The following is a 16366-nucleotide window of genomic DNA, read 5'->3' as shown; positions in this document are numbered from 1 at the left end:
AGCAACTGACTCTTAATCAGTGGGTCTAGGGTTCGAGTCCCTAAGGGTGTACATATTGATTGAAAATAGTCTCAAAGTAAATTTTGAGACTATTTTTATTTTGATAGAAATTTAAACTAAAGTAGCAAAAATATACCATTTGAAGGTAATAATAACTTAGTAAGAAAAACTTATTATATAGAAAAAATAAAGGGAGAGTATATCAAATACTCTCCCCAAGTTTATCTTTTCCTTTGAATATAACTTTATTTCAAGCTTTTCTTATATAATTCCACGTAAGCGGTCATCGAATGCTGATAAGGCTGCCTTTGCTCCTTCACCCATAGCAACAATGATTTGCTTATACGGAACATTAGAAACATCACCTGCAGCATAGACACCTTGAATGTTAGTACGGCAGAATTCATCTACCTTTATCTCGTTGCGTGGTGTCAGCTCTAAAACTTCTTTGAAAGCATCACTATTTGCTGCTAGGCCAATTTGAACGAAAACTCCATCAAATTCGTAGTCTTTTTCTTCTTCAGTTATACGATTTTTAACTGTAAGTGCTGTCAATTTTGTACCATCACCCTTTACATTTGTGGTTTGTGCATTGGTGTAAATACTCATGTTTTCAATTTGTTTAGCTTTTTCCTGAAGTACGATATCAGCACGAAGAGTATCTCCAAACTCAAATACTGTAACCTTGTTGCAAATACCTGCAAGGTCGATAGCTGCTTCTAAACCCGAATTACCACCACCAATAACAGCAACATTTTTACCTTTATAGAATGGTCCGTCGCAATGTTGACAGAAGTGTACACCATGTCCAATATATTTTGCTTCGTCACCAACGTTGAGTCTGCGCCAGTTCGCACCAGTTGCAATAATTACTGCTGGGGCTTTAAAAATCTCACCACCCTTAACTTTGACGCTCTTAATCTTATCTACTAGACTTACATTAGCAACCTTTCTATGTTCAAAAAGGTCAATTGGGTAATCTGAAAGATGCGCTTTCAAATCAGCAGCAAGCTGTGTTCCGTTTGTGTTTGGCACAGAGATAAGATTTTGAATGCCTGTAGTGTCATTTACTTGTCCTCCAATTCGTTCAGCTATTAATCCTACTTTCAAACCTTTACGGGCAGAATAGATGGCAGCTGATGCTCCTGCAGGACCTCCACCTAAGACAATCAAATCGTATTCGCGCTCTATTGACTCTTCGTTTTCAAGTGCTTCACTACCTACCATGTCTTCTAACTCTTGCAAAAGAATGCCAAGATCACCACGCCCGATATGTAATGACTCATTGTTGCAGTATACAGCTGGTACCCCTTGTATATTTAAGTCGCTTACTTCTTTCTGATAAATACCGCCATCTACCATTTCATGCTTGATGTTAGGATTGATAAGCGACATGAGATTAAGTGCTTGAACAACATCAGGGCAGTTTGTACATGTAAGAGAAACATATGTTTTAAGTTCAATTTTACCCTTTAGGGATTTTATTCTGCGCTGTATAGCTTCATCGGGAAAGTTTTTACCTTGTCCGTCTGTATTGATAACAGCCAAAAGAAGCGATGTAAATTCATGTCCGTTAGGTATACCACGGAACATTATGCCCGTCTCGTTGCCATCTTTAAGTAGTTTAAAACTGAGCTGAGCTTCTTCTTTTTCAGTGAAACTAACCGACAATTTATCTGATGTTGAAGCTATATCATTGAGAAATTCTTGCAACTCGCCTTTCTTTCCATCATCTTTTTGGCTTGTAGCAACAAAGGTTATCTGCGATTTCAATGATGCAAATACACCTTTTACTTGATCCAATATATTTTTATCTAACATATTCTTGCTTTTTTAATTAATCTTTTTTTATTTGTTTTGGAATGCAATTATCTTTGCCTTTTCGGCTGTTTACTAAAAAGTCTCTTACTTTCCTATTATGCCTTTTTGTCCTTTAGGAGAAAGACTAATAGGAGAGTGAGAGACTATCCATAATGTTTTGTATAGTAAAGAAACCTTTTCTATCCGCTCTTTACTTAGATCTTACCAACGAGATCAATGCTTGGTTTTAAGGTCTCAGCACCTTCGTTCCATTTTGCAGGGCAAACTTCTCCTGGGTGAGAAGCTACAAATTGTGCAGCTTTAACTTTACGAACAAGTTCGTCAGCGTTACGGCCGATAGAATTATCCTGCATTTCAGCTAACTTAATCTTGCCCTCTGGGTTTACGAGGAATGTACCACGATAAGCCATACCTTCTTCTTCAATGTAAACACCGAAGCCCTTTGCTAATACACCGAGAGGGTCTGCTAGCATGGTATACTTAATCTTCTTGATGCTATCTGAAGCATCTGCCCATGCTTTGTGTACGAAATGAGTATCACAGCTTACTGAGAAAACTTCAACACCCATACCCTTCAATTCTTCATATTTGTCTGCGAGGTCTACAAGTTCTGTAGGACAAACAAATGTAAAGTCAGCTGGATAGAAGAAGAAGATAGCCCACTTGCCTTTGATATCTTCGCTTGAAACTGTTTTGAACTCACCATTTTGGAATGCCTGAACCTTGAATTCAGGAGCTGCTGCATTGATAATTGTTTCCATATTTCTGTTGTTTTGTTTTCGATAGCTTTCAGTTTTGTACCATTAGCTAATTGAATGTTATTATTATTTTAATCTTTAAAATCTTTTATCTTAACTTGATGTTGCAAAGGTAAACATATATATAATAGTGCACAACAGATATTTTCTATTGGCTAATTGAAAATATCTATATAGTCTTTTAAATACTTAGCTATTAGTGTTTTATAAGTGTTAGAAAAAGTTGGGAGTTCTATTTTTTAGTATAAGTGTTCGTATGTCTTGTAAATACCATCATTAAAAAAAACAAGGAGATGGACAAATAGTCCATCTCCTTATTTATTTTTTCGAAGAAGATATTACTTAATCTTCTTGTAGCCGTATCTTGCTGTGCAGCAAAGTTCCTCTTCGATGCGGATAAGCTGGTTGTACTTGGCCATACGATCAGTACGAGACATAGAACCAGTCTTAATTTGTCCAGAGTTTGTTGCAACTGCAATGTCAGCAATTGTTGTATCTTCTGTTTCACCAGAACGGTGTGAAGTTACTGAAGTATAACCAGCACGGTGAGCCATATCAATTGCTTCGAGAGTTTCAGTCAACGAGCCAATCTGATTAACCTTGATAAGAATAGAGTTCGCTGCACCCATCTTAATTCCCTTTTCGAGGAACTTGACGTTAGTAACAAACAAGTCATCACCTACCAATTGGCAACGATCTCCAATCTTAGCTGTAAGCTTAACCCAGTTTTCCCAGTCGTTTTCGTCAAGTCCATCTTCGATAGAATCGATAGGATATTCGGTAATGAGTTCTTCCAAATAAGCAATTTGTTCATCAGCTGTAAGCTTCTTGCCATTAGGATCTTTAGGCATACCATTCTTAAGTTGGCTATAATCGTAGAACCATTTGCCATTCTCTTGTGTTGCAAATTCAGAAGCAGCGCAGTCCATAGCAATCTTAATATCCTTGCCAGGTTCATAGCCTGCGTCCTTAATAGCCTGCATAATAGAATCGAGAGCGTCCTTGATACCTTCGAATTTAGGAGCGAAACCACCTTCGTCTCCAACTGCTGTTGAGAGGCCACGCTTCTTCAAGTTCTTTGCCAAAGTATGGAAGATTTCAGCACCCATACGCAATGCTTCGCGAATGTTTGCAGCACCAACAGGACGTATCATGAACTCTTGGAATGCGATAGGAGCATCAGAGTGCGCACCACCATTGATGATATTCATCATTGGAACAGGCAATGTGTAAGCGTTAGAACCACCGATGTAGCGGTATAAAGGCATATTCAACGCCTTAGCTGCAGTCTGAGCTACTGCCAAAGAAACGCCGAGAATAGCGTTAGCGCCCAACTTACTCTTTGTAGGAGTACCATCGAGTTCCAACATCTTATAGTCGATTGCACGTTGTTCTGTTACGCAGAAGCCTTTTAATGCAGGTGCAATAACATTATTTACGTTCTCTACTGCCTTTAAAACGCCCTTACCAGCGAAACGACCTTTGTCGCCATCGCGAAGTTCAAGAGCTTCGTTTTCACCGGTAGAAGCACCAGATGGTACGCTTGCGCGACCCATTACACCATTTTCGAGTGTTACTTCAACTTCAACAGTAGGATTGCCACGTGAATCGATAATCTCACGAGCGTGTACTTTTTCAATCTTCATAATTTTACCTTTGTAAATGTATTATTAAAAAATGTTCTTATTTTCTTTTGCATATATAGTTGTTGAAAAGGTAACAGAATAGCTTTCTTAAATAGAAAACAAAATGTTATCCTTCACGTAGGGCTGTCGTCTCACATTTTTATAGACAAAACTTGATGTCTTATTACGTTTTCGACTTCAAAATTATAAAAAAGAAATGAGAGTGGCAAACATTTCACACAAAATAACTTGGTTGTTGTCTTTGTTCTCCGTTTATTGCTTATATTGCTATCTGCACTGAACAATTTCAAGGCTTTTAAGGGGCTCAAAATGCAAGAAGAAGGTTTTAGATGTACCCTTATAATGCCTGTTGCATTTTGTTTATTTGGAGCATCTCTGCAGGGACAGATGCGCAAATCTTCTCTATAACTAGTTGTCGCAACGAAGTACGAAGGAAGTTCTTCTGTGTGAGCAATATGATATTGCGTGTTGGAATAGGGTGGGCGAATGAGCGTACTAGTTCTTTTTGTACTTCAGTAAGCTGTTTAAGTGCAAGCTCTGGTATGAAAGTTACTCCTTTTCCGCTTTCTACAATACGCATAAAAGTCTCGATACTACCAAGATTATAAGCCTTTTTGCTTTTTGCAGCTGACTTAAGATGACAGAACTTTACGAGTTGTTCGCGAAAGCAATGACCTTCGTCAAGAAGCCAAAGGTATTCACCAGTTAAATCAATAGTACGAATAGCCTTGTTGTTGAAAAGGGCATCATCTTTCGATACATAAACGAAGAACTTCTCAAAGTAAAGATGTTGGCTGTCAAAATCCTCCTGTCCTTCCACCTGTGCAACTATTCCAGCATCTATATCACCATGTTTTAGTGCCTTGTGTATATCCTCCGTCTTCATTTCCGTAACGCGAATATCCAGTTCGGGGTACTCGTTCATCAGCTGTGGAAGGAATCGTGGGATAAGGTAAGGGGCTATTGTGGGTAGTACAGCAACGTGAAAACTACCTGAAAGCGATTTTTTCTCTTCTTGAACAACCTCTTTTAGTTGTTTCGCACGGACTAGAATTTTCCAAGCCCGTTCAATTATGAGCATGCCTTCGGCAGTCGGTTTAATAGGTTGTTTGCTTCTAACGAATATTTTTACGCCCAGTTCCTCTTCTAATTTCTGAATCATAGAACTTAGCGTAGGTTGCGTAACGTTGCAGTAATCAGCTGCCTTTGCAAAATGTTTGCATCGGTAAACAGCCATAACATATTCTAATTGTTGAAGTGTCATATACGTCGAACGAGATTTATTCTTTTAGAATTACAAAGATACTATATTTTTTTTAACGACCTTTCAAGTAAATAACAAATGTAGAAGGTTTTTCGTTTTTTATTTATTATTTTTGCGAAATGATTGTAAAAGACAAAATAAAACTGCTTGCTTTCGATGCTGACGATACCTTGTGGGACTGCCAATCGCACTTCGTAGCGGCTGAAAAGAAGTATCAAAGTATCTTGAGCGATTACGGAAGCCCCGAAGAAGTTTCTGCTGCGCTATTCAAAACCGAAACGAAAAATATGCCTTTATTGGGTTATGGGTGCAAAGCCTTCGTGCTTTCTCTTATTGAGAATGCGGTGTCGATGAGCAATGGCAAGCTGCCAGCTGATAAAATAGGGCGTATTTTAGATTTTAGTAAAAGCTTGTTGAATATGCCTGCCATTCCTCTAGCGGGTGTACGAAGTGTGTTAGACACACTAAGGAACGCACGAAAAGACTATAAAATGGTGGTCTTTACAAAGGGAGAGCTGTTAGATCAAGAGAATAAGCTAAAGCGATCTGGCCTGGAAACCTTCTTTGATGCCATTCTTGTAGTATCGGATAAGACGCAAAAGGAGTATGAAATGCTTTGTAAACGTTTTGGTTGCTCTATCCAAGAATTGGTTATGGTGGGCAATTCATTTCGTTCAGATATAGCACCTGTCTTAGAGTTAGGTGGCTATGCTATCTATATTCCTTCTAAAATGTTGTGGCAACACGAACATGCTGAAGAGTACGAACACGATCATCTCGTTACTGTAGACAATATAAAAGACATCGTGCAGTATCTTTAAATACGTCATTTAATAGAGAAAAGATTTTGACTATACTTGGTTTTATTTTGTAAAAATAGTTCACGTAAAAAACGATAATAGTATTATCGCTTTGTAATTGTGCTTGTTTTGCATTGTAATAGTGCCTGTTTTACCTTGCAAAACAGGCACTATTACAATGCAAAATAGACTCTTTTGTAAAGCGTTGGATACAAGGTAATTACGTGGTTCAATTTGTTTGAATAAATCTTTACACTATTTTAGTACTATTTCAAGTCATGACGTAAGAAATAAAAGCATTTTTTTTCTAATTGAAATAGCATATTTTCAGTTTTATATATCTGCTTCTACTGCTAAGCTTTTTACATAACCAGCTGTATATAAACGCCACCTTACATACGTATGTAAGGTGGCGTTTATATTATAATAATGTGGTTTTCTAACCTAATTATCGTTTGTTTTTAATCTTCTCAATATAGGCATCAATTGATGCAACGGCTGTGATGTTTACAATATCGCGTACAGAACATTCAAAATCAGTAAAGTGAATAGACTTATTTAATCCCATTTGAATAGGTCCAATCACCTCTGTTTCTGGGCTAAAACCTTGCAGTAGCTTGTATGCACTATTAGCAGAAGCAAGGTTTGGGAATATAAGTGTATTCACATCTTTGCCTTTTAAGCGAGTGAAAGGATATTTTTCATCGCGTAACTTCTTATCTAAAGCAAAGTTTATTTGCATCTCTCCATCAATCAACCAGTCTGGGTGATTATCTTGCGTCATAGCTACTGCTTCTCGAACCTGCTGTGGCGAGCCTCCCTCATCGCTACCAAAGTTTGAGAATGATACCATTGCCATAATAGGTTTGTCATTAAAGAACTTCACAGAGTGATGCGCAAGACGTGTTATGTCTATAAGTGCCTCAGTGTTAGGATTACGATTTATCAATGTGTCGGCAATGTAGTAAATACCTCGTTTGGTATTTAAAATGTGCATTGTACCGAAGTGTTTGTATTCAGGACGAATGCCAATCACATCTTTTGCAATCTTAATGGTATCACTATATTTAGTGTATAAACCAGTTATCATAGCATCAGCGTCGCCGTTTTCAACCATTGACATACCGAAATAGTTGCGTTCGTACATTTTGTCGTAAGCCTCATCGAAGGTGTAACCCTCACGTGCACGCTTTTCGGCGAGGTGTTTTGCGTATGTAGCTCTGCGTCTCTGCTCTTTATCAGCACGCATATCAATGAGTTCAATGCCTGTTAAATCAAGCTTCAGACGGTTAGCTACTCGTTTAATACGATCGGGATGCCCCAATAATATAGGTTGACAAATACCTTCCTGCTTGGCCTGTACAGCAGCTTTTAGCATATTTTGATGTACTCCTTCTGCAAATACTACACGCTGTGGATGCCGTGCAGCTGTTGCATGAAGGTAGCGGGTGAATTTTGTTTCCTGTCCAAGCAATTGCATCAGATTGTCTTTGTAAACTTCAAAGTCTTTTATTTGTTTTCTTGCAACACCACTATCCATAGCAGCCTTTGCTACTGCTGCGCTTACAACCGTTATCAATCGTGGGTCTACAGGCTTAGGAATAAAATACTTTGGTCCGAATGTTAGGTCGTTTACATGGTAAACTTCGTTTACAATATCTGGTACAGGCTGCTTTGCTAGGGCTGCAATGGCATGCACAGCAGCAAGTTTCATCTCCTCATTGATAGCTTTTGCATGTACGTCGAGGGCACCACGGAAGATGTAAGGAAAACCTATAACATTGTTAATTTGGTTTGGATAGTCGGAACGACCAGTAGACATAATTACATCAGGGCGTGCTGCTATTGCGTCTTCGTACGAGATTTCTGGAACAGGATTTGCCAATGCGAACACGATGGGGTTGTTGTTCATTGACTGAATCATCTCTTTTGAAAGGATATTGCCCTTTGAGAGTCCTACAAAAACATCTGCCCCCTCCATAGCTTCCTCTAATGTGTGCACATCTTTGCGGTCGGTTGCAAAGAGTTTCTTTTGCTCTGTGAGATTTGGACGGTCGTTTGTAATGACACCACGAGAGTCTAACATCAGTATGTTTTCCCTCTTTAAGCCTAAAGCCATATATAGCTTCGTGCACGAAATGGCTGCGGCGCCAGCGCCATTAACCACTAGTCGGACCTTTGTAATGTCTTTTCTTGCTACTTCAAGCGCATTTTTAAGACCTGCAGCAGATATAATGGCCGTTCCATGTTGGTCGTCGTGCATCACAGGAATATCCAATGTGCGCTTCAATCGTTCTTCAATTGCAAAACATTCTGGAGCCTTTATATCTTCTAGATTGATACCACCAAATGTTGGAGCTATCTTTTCAACTGCTTCACAGAACTTATCTGGGTCGGATTCGTCAATCTCTATATCGAAAACATCAATGCCACCATAAATCTTAAAGAGCAATCCTTTACCTTCCATCACAGGCTTACCGCTCATCGCACCAATGTTTCCCAGACCGAGAACAGCTGTTCCGTTTGTTATAACAGCTACAAGATTACCCTTATCTGTGTACTTATAAACGTTGTCTGGGTTTTCCTGAATCTCTAAACATGGGTATGCAACGCCAGGCGAATAAGCAAGACTCAAGTCTGTTTGTGTACTATAAGCTTTTGTGGGAGTTACTTCTATCTTTCCTGGGCGGCCATTCTCGTGATATTTTAGCGCCGCCTCTTTTGTTATCTTTACCATAATAAGCGTTTAAAACTAACTTTTAATCATTGTTTAAACAATGTACAAATGCAAAGATAATAAATAAAAACAATAAAAGGATTGTGGCAATAATATTATTTTTGTAATTTTGCCAATAAATAAAAGTTCCTCGCCAATGGTCATTGAAAACGAATATAAGAAAGAAGTAAAGGCTAAAATACTCCAGTTAGCTACTACTATGTTTTTCCAACATGGCATTCGTAAGGTTAAAATGGATGATATTGCTACGCATTTAAAGATTTCAAAGAGAACGCTTTACGAGATTTATCAAATTAAAGAAGACTTACTTTACGAGGTTGTTGTACTCAACGATAAGCGTAAATTAGAACGAGTTGAAAAGTTTGATAAACCAGGAACCAATGTCATTAACATTGTAATACACATGTTTAAGTTGCATACGGAAGAACTTAGCAAGATTAATCCAGTTTTCTTAGAGGACCTTGAGAAGTATCCAAAGTTAATGAACTACATCAAGAATAAACGAAGACACGATGGAGAACAAGTATATGCGTTTATAGAACGTGGTATTAAAGAAGGCTGTTTCTTGCCTGATGTAAACGTTGGAATATTTAATGCGCTTGCTGATGCTTCGGGGCACTTCATCATGAATACTTATCTTTACCATAAATATAGTATAAAAGAGATATTTAGAACTTTTGTTTTACTGTATATAAGAGGTATATGTACCGATAAAGGCATAAAGTTGCTCGATGAAGAAATGAAAGGTTTTTAGTGTTATATAATTGGAATAATAAAACAGGAACGTTCTTATAATGTAGACGTTCCTATGAAATATAAATATGAAAGAAGCTGTAAGGCTGCTTTTTTATTGCCTCATAAAAAGAAAATTATAATTTAATCAGGAAGTAACTGACTTGGCTTTTCTACAAAAAAAGTAGCACCATGTTGGGTTAAAAACTCCTTATCTCGGAATCCCCATAGCACACTAGCGCAAGGGATATTGCAGTTTTTTGCAGTCATTATGTCTACATCGCTGTCGCCTATATACACTGCTGTTTCTCTTGATGCTCCTAATTGGCGTAAGGCTTCTAGCACAGTGTCGGGTGCAGGCTTCTTTTTAATATTCTCTCTTTCACCAATAGCCACTTGGATAGTATCGGGAAAGAAATGTCGTGCAAGTTCTTGCGTAGCAGCATAAAACTTGTTGCTAACGATAGCAAGATTTTTTCCGCGTGCCTTTAGTTCAGCAAGTAGTTCTGGGATGCCATCGTATGGTTTTGTGGTATCTAGGTTGTGTTCAAGATAATGTTGACGGAATGTAGCGTAGACTTCTTCAAACAGTGGATTGTCTAGACCATTTGGAATCGCTCTTTCCATTAGTTTTTTTACACCATTGCCCACGAACATTCTAACATCTTCAATGGAATGTTCCGGCATATTGTGTGTTCGCAAAGCATGATTGGTACTTGTAGCTAAGTCTTTTAATGTTTCGAGGAGTGTACCGTCTAAGTCGAAAACATACGTTTCAAATTCTTTCATCGTATTTATGTATATTGTAGCATTTCTTTTTGTACAGAAACAAATGGTTTATCTTCTGTTTTTCTTGCTCTTATTCCAATTTTCTTTTTGATTATATGACCTCTTTCGTCTATTTCTTTTATCGTCATCAGGACTACTTCCTATGGCTTTAGGGTCGTAATTAACTTTCCCGTGGAAGGGTTTATTATCGTATAGCTTTACTATAAGGTCGCTTCTACCTATTCGTTTCAGCTCACGCTCTATGTTTTTTCGTTCTTCTGGCTTGTACCAAAAAAAGAATTGGCGTTGTGCTAACTTCTCGCGAGGTGTCTTAGCAGAGAATATTGGCTCCAATGTGTATGGGTCGTAGCCCGAATACCAAGCTTCTGTGGAAACTGTCATAGGTGTAGGCGTAAAGTCTTGCACCTGTTCCAAGTGAAAGTCAAGCTCTTTTGTAATTACCGCAAGTTCTGCCATGTCTTCTTCTTTGCATCCTGGGTGAGATGAGATAAAGTAAGGAATAATCTGTTGACGCAGATTCTCTTCCTTATTTATCCTATCAAAGATGCGCTTGAATTGATAAAACTGCTTGAACGAAGGTTTACGCATAAGATGTAAAACTCGGTCTGATGTATGCTCTGGTGCTATTTTTAAACGTCCACTCACATGATTTTTAATCAATTCACGTGTATATTCATGTGCCGCTTGGTTGGTTTTCTCATCTTTACTCTCGTGTAAAAGCAAGTCATAGCGTACTCCGGAACCAATAAAACTCTTCTTTATGCCAGGTAAAGCATCTACTGCTCTATAGATTTCAAGCAGTCTAGAATGGTCTGTACTTAGGTTTGGACAAATCTCTGGGTGTATGCAACTGGGGCGTTTGCAATGTTCACATGCCTTTTGGTTCTTCCCCGCCATGCCATACATATTAGCAGAGGGACCACCCAAATCAGATAGATAGCCTTTGAAATCAGGCATCTGTATTACTTGCTTTACTTCTTTTATGATACTTTCTTTCGAACGACTTGCAATAAATTTGCCTTGATGAGCAGATATTGTGCAGAATGAACAGCCTCCAAAGCAACCTCGATGAATGTTCACACTGAACTTAATCATCTCGTAAGCAGGTATTACCTTGCCCTTATATTTTGGATGAGGCTCTCGTGTGTAAGGCAAATCATAAGTTGCATCAACCTCTGCTGTACTCATTGTAGGGTAGGGAGGATTTACAACAATGTATTGTCCGTCTACTTCTTGCAGAATACGTTGAGCATGTTTCTTGTTAGATTCTTCTTCTATGTGTCTGAAGTTATCTGATTGGAACTTCTTATTATGTAAGCATTCTTCGTGCGAGTGAAGTACAATGTCGTCTGCCTTTATGCCATCTGGTATATCTGCCTTTTTGCATAGATAGGCTATTTGTGGTGTTTCCTTTATATCTTTAATTTTCCTGCCACTTTGTAATTCTTGCGCAATACTTATGGTTTGCTTTTCGCCCATACCATAAATAACTATGTCAGCTCCTGAATCACATAATATACTTTTGCAAACACTATCTTTCCAATAGTCATAATGGGTGAGTCGGCGCAATGAAGCTTCGATCCCTCCTAGTACAATTGGAACGTCAGGATAAAGTTGTCGAAGAATTTTAGAATATACGATAGAGGGATATTCGGGACGTAGGTCGTGTCGTCCGTCGGGAGAATAAGCATCTTCAGAACGTAAACGTTTATTAGCTGTGTACTTGTTTACCATCGAATCCATAGCGCCAGCGGAAATGCCGAAGTAAAGGCGTGGTCGCCCTAACTTCTTGAAATCTCTTAAATCACCATGCCAATCGGGTTGCGGTACTATAGCAACCCGATAGCCAGTTGCTTCTAAAGTGCGCCCAATGACGGCTGCGCCAAAGGCAGGATGGTCGATATATGCGTCTGCAGAAAATAGAATAATATCTAATTCATCCCATTTTCTCAGTTCTACCTCTTTCTTTGTAGTGGGCAAAAAATCGGTGAGCATAAAGCGTGAGGTCGTCGCTCGAGCTTCGTGTTCTTTATTTTTTTTCTCTCCGTTAGTTGATTTCTTTTGTGGAGATTTTGTGTTTTTGGTTTGTGCCGCCTTATCTTGCCTTCTTGTTGGTTTATTATTACTCAAATTGTATTACCTCTATTTAAATTTCCGTTTGTCCTAGGGAAATCGCAATATAAAATATGCGATATTTCAATGACGATAGGACTAAATAAAAAATATGACGTCATATTTTTCTAAACACCTAGAATGCGAGTTGGAAATACCTATTATTTATTTCCTTCTATTATTCCTTCTTCAAGTTGTTCTTCTGACTTCTTTTCTTTGCAATAATGTTTGTAAAGGACCATTAGGTTCTTTAATCCGAACGCTTTCATATTCTGATTATAAATAACATCTAAGCATAGGTCGAGCAGTTTTTTGTCTTTAGCTGCTTCTGATTCCAACAAACTGCGCACGTTTAATTTTAGTTTGTCAAGTACAAGTTCGTCTACTATCCCATTTGAATCTATGAGGTTGGATAACAACGAGTACTTGTGTAGGGTAGCAAGATGCTCATTGCTAACCTCTATATTCCTTGTTCCAGATGCGTTTGCTTGAATTTTATGCATAATCCATTGTTTTAATTTTAAGTTTAACTTCGGTATTCTGCCTTGTTTTAATTCAACAAGTAAGCTAAAATGCCACGCATAATTCTATTACGTACATCTATATTCTTGATACATTCAAACGGGAAAGCCATAACGAAAGTACGAAAATCTGTACCCTTATAAGCTACAGCAGCGCTTGTGTTATCGGCATATGTCATCACACTGAAAGCAGAACCTACAGGTTGGAGCACGTCAGGTGAGTAAGCACCATAGTGTTCCTCGTTCATGGTTCTGTATATATCAAATCGCGAATTTAAGCCACTGATGGTAACATCATAATTGTTTTGATTGCTTCCTGCAGCCGAAATCTTTAAGAATTTAGCAAGCCATTCTTGTTCATTACTTCCGGTCATATCAGTAGCAAGATATGCGCCATTTGCAAAGAGTCTGCCACCGCGAATTAGATAGTTAGCTATTTGAAACTGCATAGCAGGACGAAGAGCTTTGTAGTAGTATAGACTGTGTCCATCGTTCTTTTCCAATCCCAGTGCTAAGTCTACGAGTGCATACTTCTCAAGTTTGACGTATCCATTCTCGATAGCCTTACTTGAGCAACTTACAATATTATATTTTCCACTAGTTGCTATCGCTTCGGCATGTGTCCTTACATAATCAAAACTATTACCAGCTATGAATTTCCCTACAAGCTCATCGCCTCCAAAGCCTAAGGCAGAAGTACCTTCTTTACCAAACTGTGTCTTGTCGAAATTGCTTTGTCTTCCATTCCAACCAGCAGTAATACCATAGCTTACGCCAGGGTCAGCTTCTAGATTGAAGCCTTGTTCTGTTTCGTTGTCAATAATAGCTGGAGACGAAAGTCGATAAAAACCATTTACTATCAAAATTGTCTGTTTGGCACCTTCTTTATGATATGCAGACAACACTTCTGTTGGAAAACTTTCACCTCCTTGATTGCATGCCGTAATCCTAAAATTGTATAATACGTTGGGCTCTAATGTTATTTCATATGAGTTTCCACGAACATTTACTCCATTATTGAATCCGCTTGTACCTGTTGCCATATAGACGTTGTACGATGTTGGCTTTGCTGTTGGCTCTAATGGATCGTTAACTCCATTCCATTTTAAGCGTACCTTGTCTTTTGATACATATTCTATTCTAAAATTATCAGGAGCTAATGGTTGGACAACGTATGACTTTTTATGAAGCGACGCTGAATAGCGAAGAATACTTTTATAAATAGAGCGTGCAAGCGTAAACTTAAAATTAGGATCTTGACCTAATCTCATATCACCAAAATTCTGATGAGAAAGTGTTTCTATAATTGCAGATGGAACTTCTGGTAAGCGAGTCTCACTGTAATTAGCATCCTTAACTCCACGCGTATTCCAGGTTCTTTTAAAAGTACCTTCTATATCTCGCTTTGCATCTGTTAGAAGTTGGTTAGCAAAAATTTGAGAAGCGTTTCGAGAGAGTCCAGTTCCTAACGTAGGGTTGCCATCTTTTGTTGTACAGATGGTTAAGGTTCCAATTGTACTTCCGTCAGCTTTTACGCCAGCATCGCTATGTACGCCTAATGTTAATTCTATTGGAACCTTTAGACCTTCTTTATTTGGGAGATAAGAAGAACCACCCGCTAACCAATTTGTATAAAGAGAACGTGTATTTATATCGTCATTATAATCGTTAGATCCATTACTTTTGCTAACAACATTTCTTGGCGCTCCTGCCCATTGTGTATAATATCTTGCTCCTTCTAGTGTGCGAGGTAAACCGCTTACTTGTCTTCCTCTTACAATATTTCCCATACCTCCACCAAAGCGAACTGCGTCTGCGGTAACAATACCTCTATGTTTGGTATGATTCGTTAGTACTACACGATTAAAGATATTGCAGCCTTTGTCAAATTCAAATGTTCCAAGATATACCCAAGTACTGCCTCCTATTTGTTGATTTACACGAAAACGTGTTTCTTGTCCTTTATGAAAAACTATATATTCTGCGTCGTCAACACTTTTTTTAATTGTTTTGTAGCTAACATAAACAGCATAGTTCCCATCTTGAGGGATATAAGGCTGGTACGAAATATGACTAAGTTTGCTATTTCGTTTCCTTGATTTTATTTGTCTAGCAGAACCTGCTATGAAAGGATTTTCGGTTTCTGAATATGTTCCCGGATGAAAGGCAAAGCCTGAACCGATAACAGATTCCCATTTCTTTTTATCGTTTACTTCTTGATAGACAGCGTTGGCACTTGATTTTGGATTATCGTTATCCACTATAACTTCCTGCTTTTGCCAATTACGTTCACGAGGTGATATAACGATAGCTCCTGCGTTTTCCAGCATTGGAAAAAGGTATGGTATTACTATAGTTTGTGTGTAGAGATCTTCAGTAGTTCCGAAAAGATTAGGACGTTGCCATTTCCAAATTCCTTTATTAACATCATAGTAGCGACCATGCGATGACCAAATTGAAAGATGTCTGCCATTCAATCCTTCTGTTATTGTGTTTGGGCGTGAAACATTCTCTACCCATGGTTTTCCTTTATATTCAGCTTTACCCCATTCTGTTTTATTTGTTTGGGCAACTCCCACTGATATATATATAGTGCTCAGAATGAAAGCCAATAATTTCTTCATCATTCTTTAATATCTCCAATGGTAAACAACTCGGGATGTTTGCCTTTGAAATTCTTAAAATATAGTTTAATAGTTTTCATATCTTCCTCAATATCTCCACTTGGCATAACAATTTGGGTGCAGACAATCGTTTTTGTATTATAATCCAAACCATAAAGTAAAATTGGAATATTAGCTTTCAATGCTATATAGTAAAATCCTTTCTTCCATTCTGGATTTAGCGAACGTGTTCCTTCTGGAGTAATACACAAACCAAAAGTATCTGCTTTTTTTGCATGTTCTGCTAAAATGTCAGTCATACAGGTGTGCTTGCTTCTGAATACAGGTATACCGCCCAATCTTTTAAATAAGATTCCTAATGGCCAAAAAAACCATTCTTTCTTCATTAAGAAATTACCCTTAATACCCTCAGCTTTGCTATAGAGTTGTCCAATAAGGAAATCCCAATTACTTGTGTGTGGTGCTAGGCAAATAATAAACTTATTGGGGAAATTAATTGTAACTTCCGTTTTCCATCTCATGCGCTTGTAAAGAAGCCATGAAGCAAAGTCTTTAAGCATAT

The 16366-nt window shown here is 38.2% G+C and carries 12 protein-coding genes; 2 read left to right on the top strand and 10 right to left on the bottom strand.

Annotation, left to right across the window (positions count from 1 at the left end; translation table 11 throughout):
• Positions 1–261: 261 nt before the first annotated feature.
• The 4 genes from ahpF to HXN26_RS05575 all read right to left on the bottom strand — a co-directional run bounded on the left by ahpF (position 262) and on the right by HXN26_RS05575 (position 5489).
• Complete coding sequence (gene ahpF / locus HXN26_RS05590) at positions 262–1821, bottom strand: alkyl hydroperoxide reductase subunit F (protein ID WP_273159433.1); 1560 nt, start codon at positions 1819–1821, stop codon at positions 262–264.
• Between the two features lie 194 nt (positions 1822–2015).
• Positions 2016–2582, bottom strand: a complete 567-nt coding sequence (gene ahpC, locus HXN26_RS05585; protein ID WP_025001074.1) for an alkyl hydroperoxide reductase subunit C — start codon at positions 2580–2582, stop codon at positions 2016–2018.
• Positions 2583–2917: 335 nt separating this feature from the next.
• Positions 2918–4225 carry a phosphopyruvate hydratase gene (eno, locus tag HXN26_RS05580; RefSeq protein ID WP_273159429.1) on the bottom strand — a complete coding sequence of 436 codons (1308 nt, stop codon included), beginning with the start codon at positions 4223–4225 and terminating at the stop codon, positions 2918–2920.
• A gap of 337 nt (positions 4226–4562) precedes the next feature.
• Positions 4563–5489, bottom strand: coding sequence for a hydrogen peroxide-inducible genes activator (locus HXN26_RS05575; RefSeq protein WP_273159427.1), 927 nt, complete (start codon positions 5487–5489; stop codon positions 4563–4565).
• A gap of 119 nt (positions 5490–5608) precedes the next feature.
• Between HXN26_RS05575 and HXN26_RS05570 the strand changes: the two genes are divergently transcribed.
• Positions 5609–6310, top strand: coding sequence for an HAD family hydrolase (locus HXN26_RS05570; protein ID WP_273159426.1), 702 nt, complete (start codon positions 5609–5611; stop codon positions 6308–6310).
• Positions 6311–6737: 427 nt separating this feature from the next.
• On the opposite strand, the gene HXN26_RS05565 is transcribed toward HXN26_RS05570, so the two are convergent.
• Positions 6738–9026, bottom strand: a complete 2289-nt coding sequence (locus HXN26_RS05565; RefSeq protein WP_273159423.1) for an NADP-dependent malic enzyme — start codon at positions 9024–9026, stop codon at positions 6738–6740.
• A gap of 136 nt (positions 9027–9162) precedes the next feature.
• Between HXN26_RS05565 and HXN26_RS05560 the strand changes: the two genes are divergently transcribed.
• The gene (locus HXN26_RS05560; protein WP_273159421.1) at positions 9163–9780 is read left to right on the top strand and encodes a TetR/AcrR family transcriptional regulator; all 618 of its coding nucleotides are present in this window, start codon (positions 9163–9165) and stop codon (positions 9778–9780) included.
• 122 nt (positions 9781–9902) lie between these two features.
• On the opposite strand, the gene HXN26_RS05555 is transcribed toward HXN26_RS05560, so the two are convergent.
• The 5 genes from HXN26_RS05555 to HXN26_RS05535 form a co-directional block, all read right to left on the bottom strand.
• Positions 9903–10547 (bottom strand): HAD family hydrolase, encoded by a 645-nt coding sequence (locus tag HXN26_RS05555; RefSeq protein WP_273159419.1) that lies wholly within the window; start codon positions 10545–10547, stop codon positions 9903–9905.
• Between the two features lie 48 nt (positions 10548–10595).
• Positions 10596–12677: a YgiQ family radical SAM protein gene (locus HXN26_RS05550; RefSeq protein ID WP_273159417.1), complete on the bottom strand. Its 2082-nt coding sequence runs from the start codon at positions 12675–12677 to the stop codon at positions 10596–10598.
• A gap of 143 nt (positions 12678–12820) precedes the next feature.
• Positions 12821–13162 (bottom strand): hypothetical protein, encoded by a 342-nt coding sequence (locus HXN26_RS05545; RefSeq protein WP_273159415.1) that lies wholly within the window; start codon positions 13160–13162, stop codon positions 12821–12823.
• 47 nt (positions 13163–13209) lie between these two features.
• The gene (locus HXN26_RS05540; RefSeq protein ID WP_273159413.1) at positions 13210–15807 is read right to left on the bottom strand and encodes a golvesin C-terminal-like domain-containing protein; all 2598 of its coding nucleotides are present in this window, start codon (positions 15805–15807) and stop codon (positions 13210–13212) included.
• Entirely contained in the window at positions 15804–16364 is a 561-nt protein-coding gene (locus HXN26_RS05535) for a 1-acyl-sn-glycerol-3-phosphate acyltransferase (RefSeq protein WP_025001067.1), read from the bottom strand. The genes HXN26_RS05540 and HXN26_RS05535 overlap by 4 nt, the downstream gene beginning before the upstream one ends.
• Positions 16365–16366 lie beyond the last annotated feature (2 nt).

The organism is Prevotella aurantiaca (assembly GCF_015262605.1).
In the GTDB taxonomy this organism is placed as follows: domain Bacteria; phylum Bacteroidota; class Bacteroidia; order Bacteroidales; family Bacteroidaceae; genus Prevotella; species Prevotella aurantiaca.
The sequence above is the reverse complement of the archived record's forward strand: the minus strand, read 5'-3'. Positions and strand labels throughout refer to the sequence as shown.

Coding starts and splice junctions, on each gene's coding strand:
- ahpF (WP_273159433.1), bottom strand. CDS start 1,821: ATGTTAGATAAAAATATATTGGATCAAGTAAAAGGTGTATTTGCATCA.
- ahpC (WP_025001074.1), bottom strand. CDS start 2,582: ATGGAAACAATTATCAATGCAGCAGCTCCTGAATTCAAGGTTCAGGCA.
- eno (WP_273159429.1), bottom strand. CDS start 4,225: ATGAAGATTGAAAAAGTACACGCTCGTGAGATTATCGATTCACGTGGC.
- HXN26_RS05575 (WP_273159427.1), bottom strand. CDS start 5,489: ATGACACTTCAACAATTAGAATATGTTATGGCTGTTTACCGATGCAAA.
- HXN26_RS05570 (WP_273159426.1), top strand. CDS start 5,609: ATGATTGTAAAAGACAAAATAAAACTGCTTGCTTTCGATGCTGACGAT.
- HXN26_RS05565 (WP_273159423.1), bottom strand. CDS start 9,026: ATGGTAAAGATAACAAAAGAGGCGGCGCTAAAATATCACGAGAATGGC.
- HXN26_RS05560 (WP_273159421.1), top strand. CDS start 9,163: ATGGTCATTGAAAACGAATATAAGAAAGAAGTAAAGGCTAAAATACTC.
- HXN26_RS05555 (WP_273159419.1), bottom strand. CDS start 10,547: ATGAAAGAATTTGAAACGTATGTTTTCGACTTAGACGGTACACTCCTC.
- HXN26_RS05545 (WP_273159415.1), bottom strand. CDS start 13,162: ATGCATAAAATTCAAGCAAACGCATCTGGAACAAGGAATATAGAGGTT.
- HXN26_RS05540 (WP_273159413.1), bottom strand. CDS start 15,807: ATGATGAAGAAATTATTGGCTTTCATTCTGAGCACTATATATATATCA.
- HXN26_RS05535 (WP_025001067.1), bottom strand. CDS start 16,364: ATGCTTAAAGACTTTGCTTCATGGCTTCTTTACAAGCGCATGAGATGG.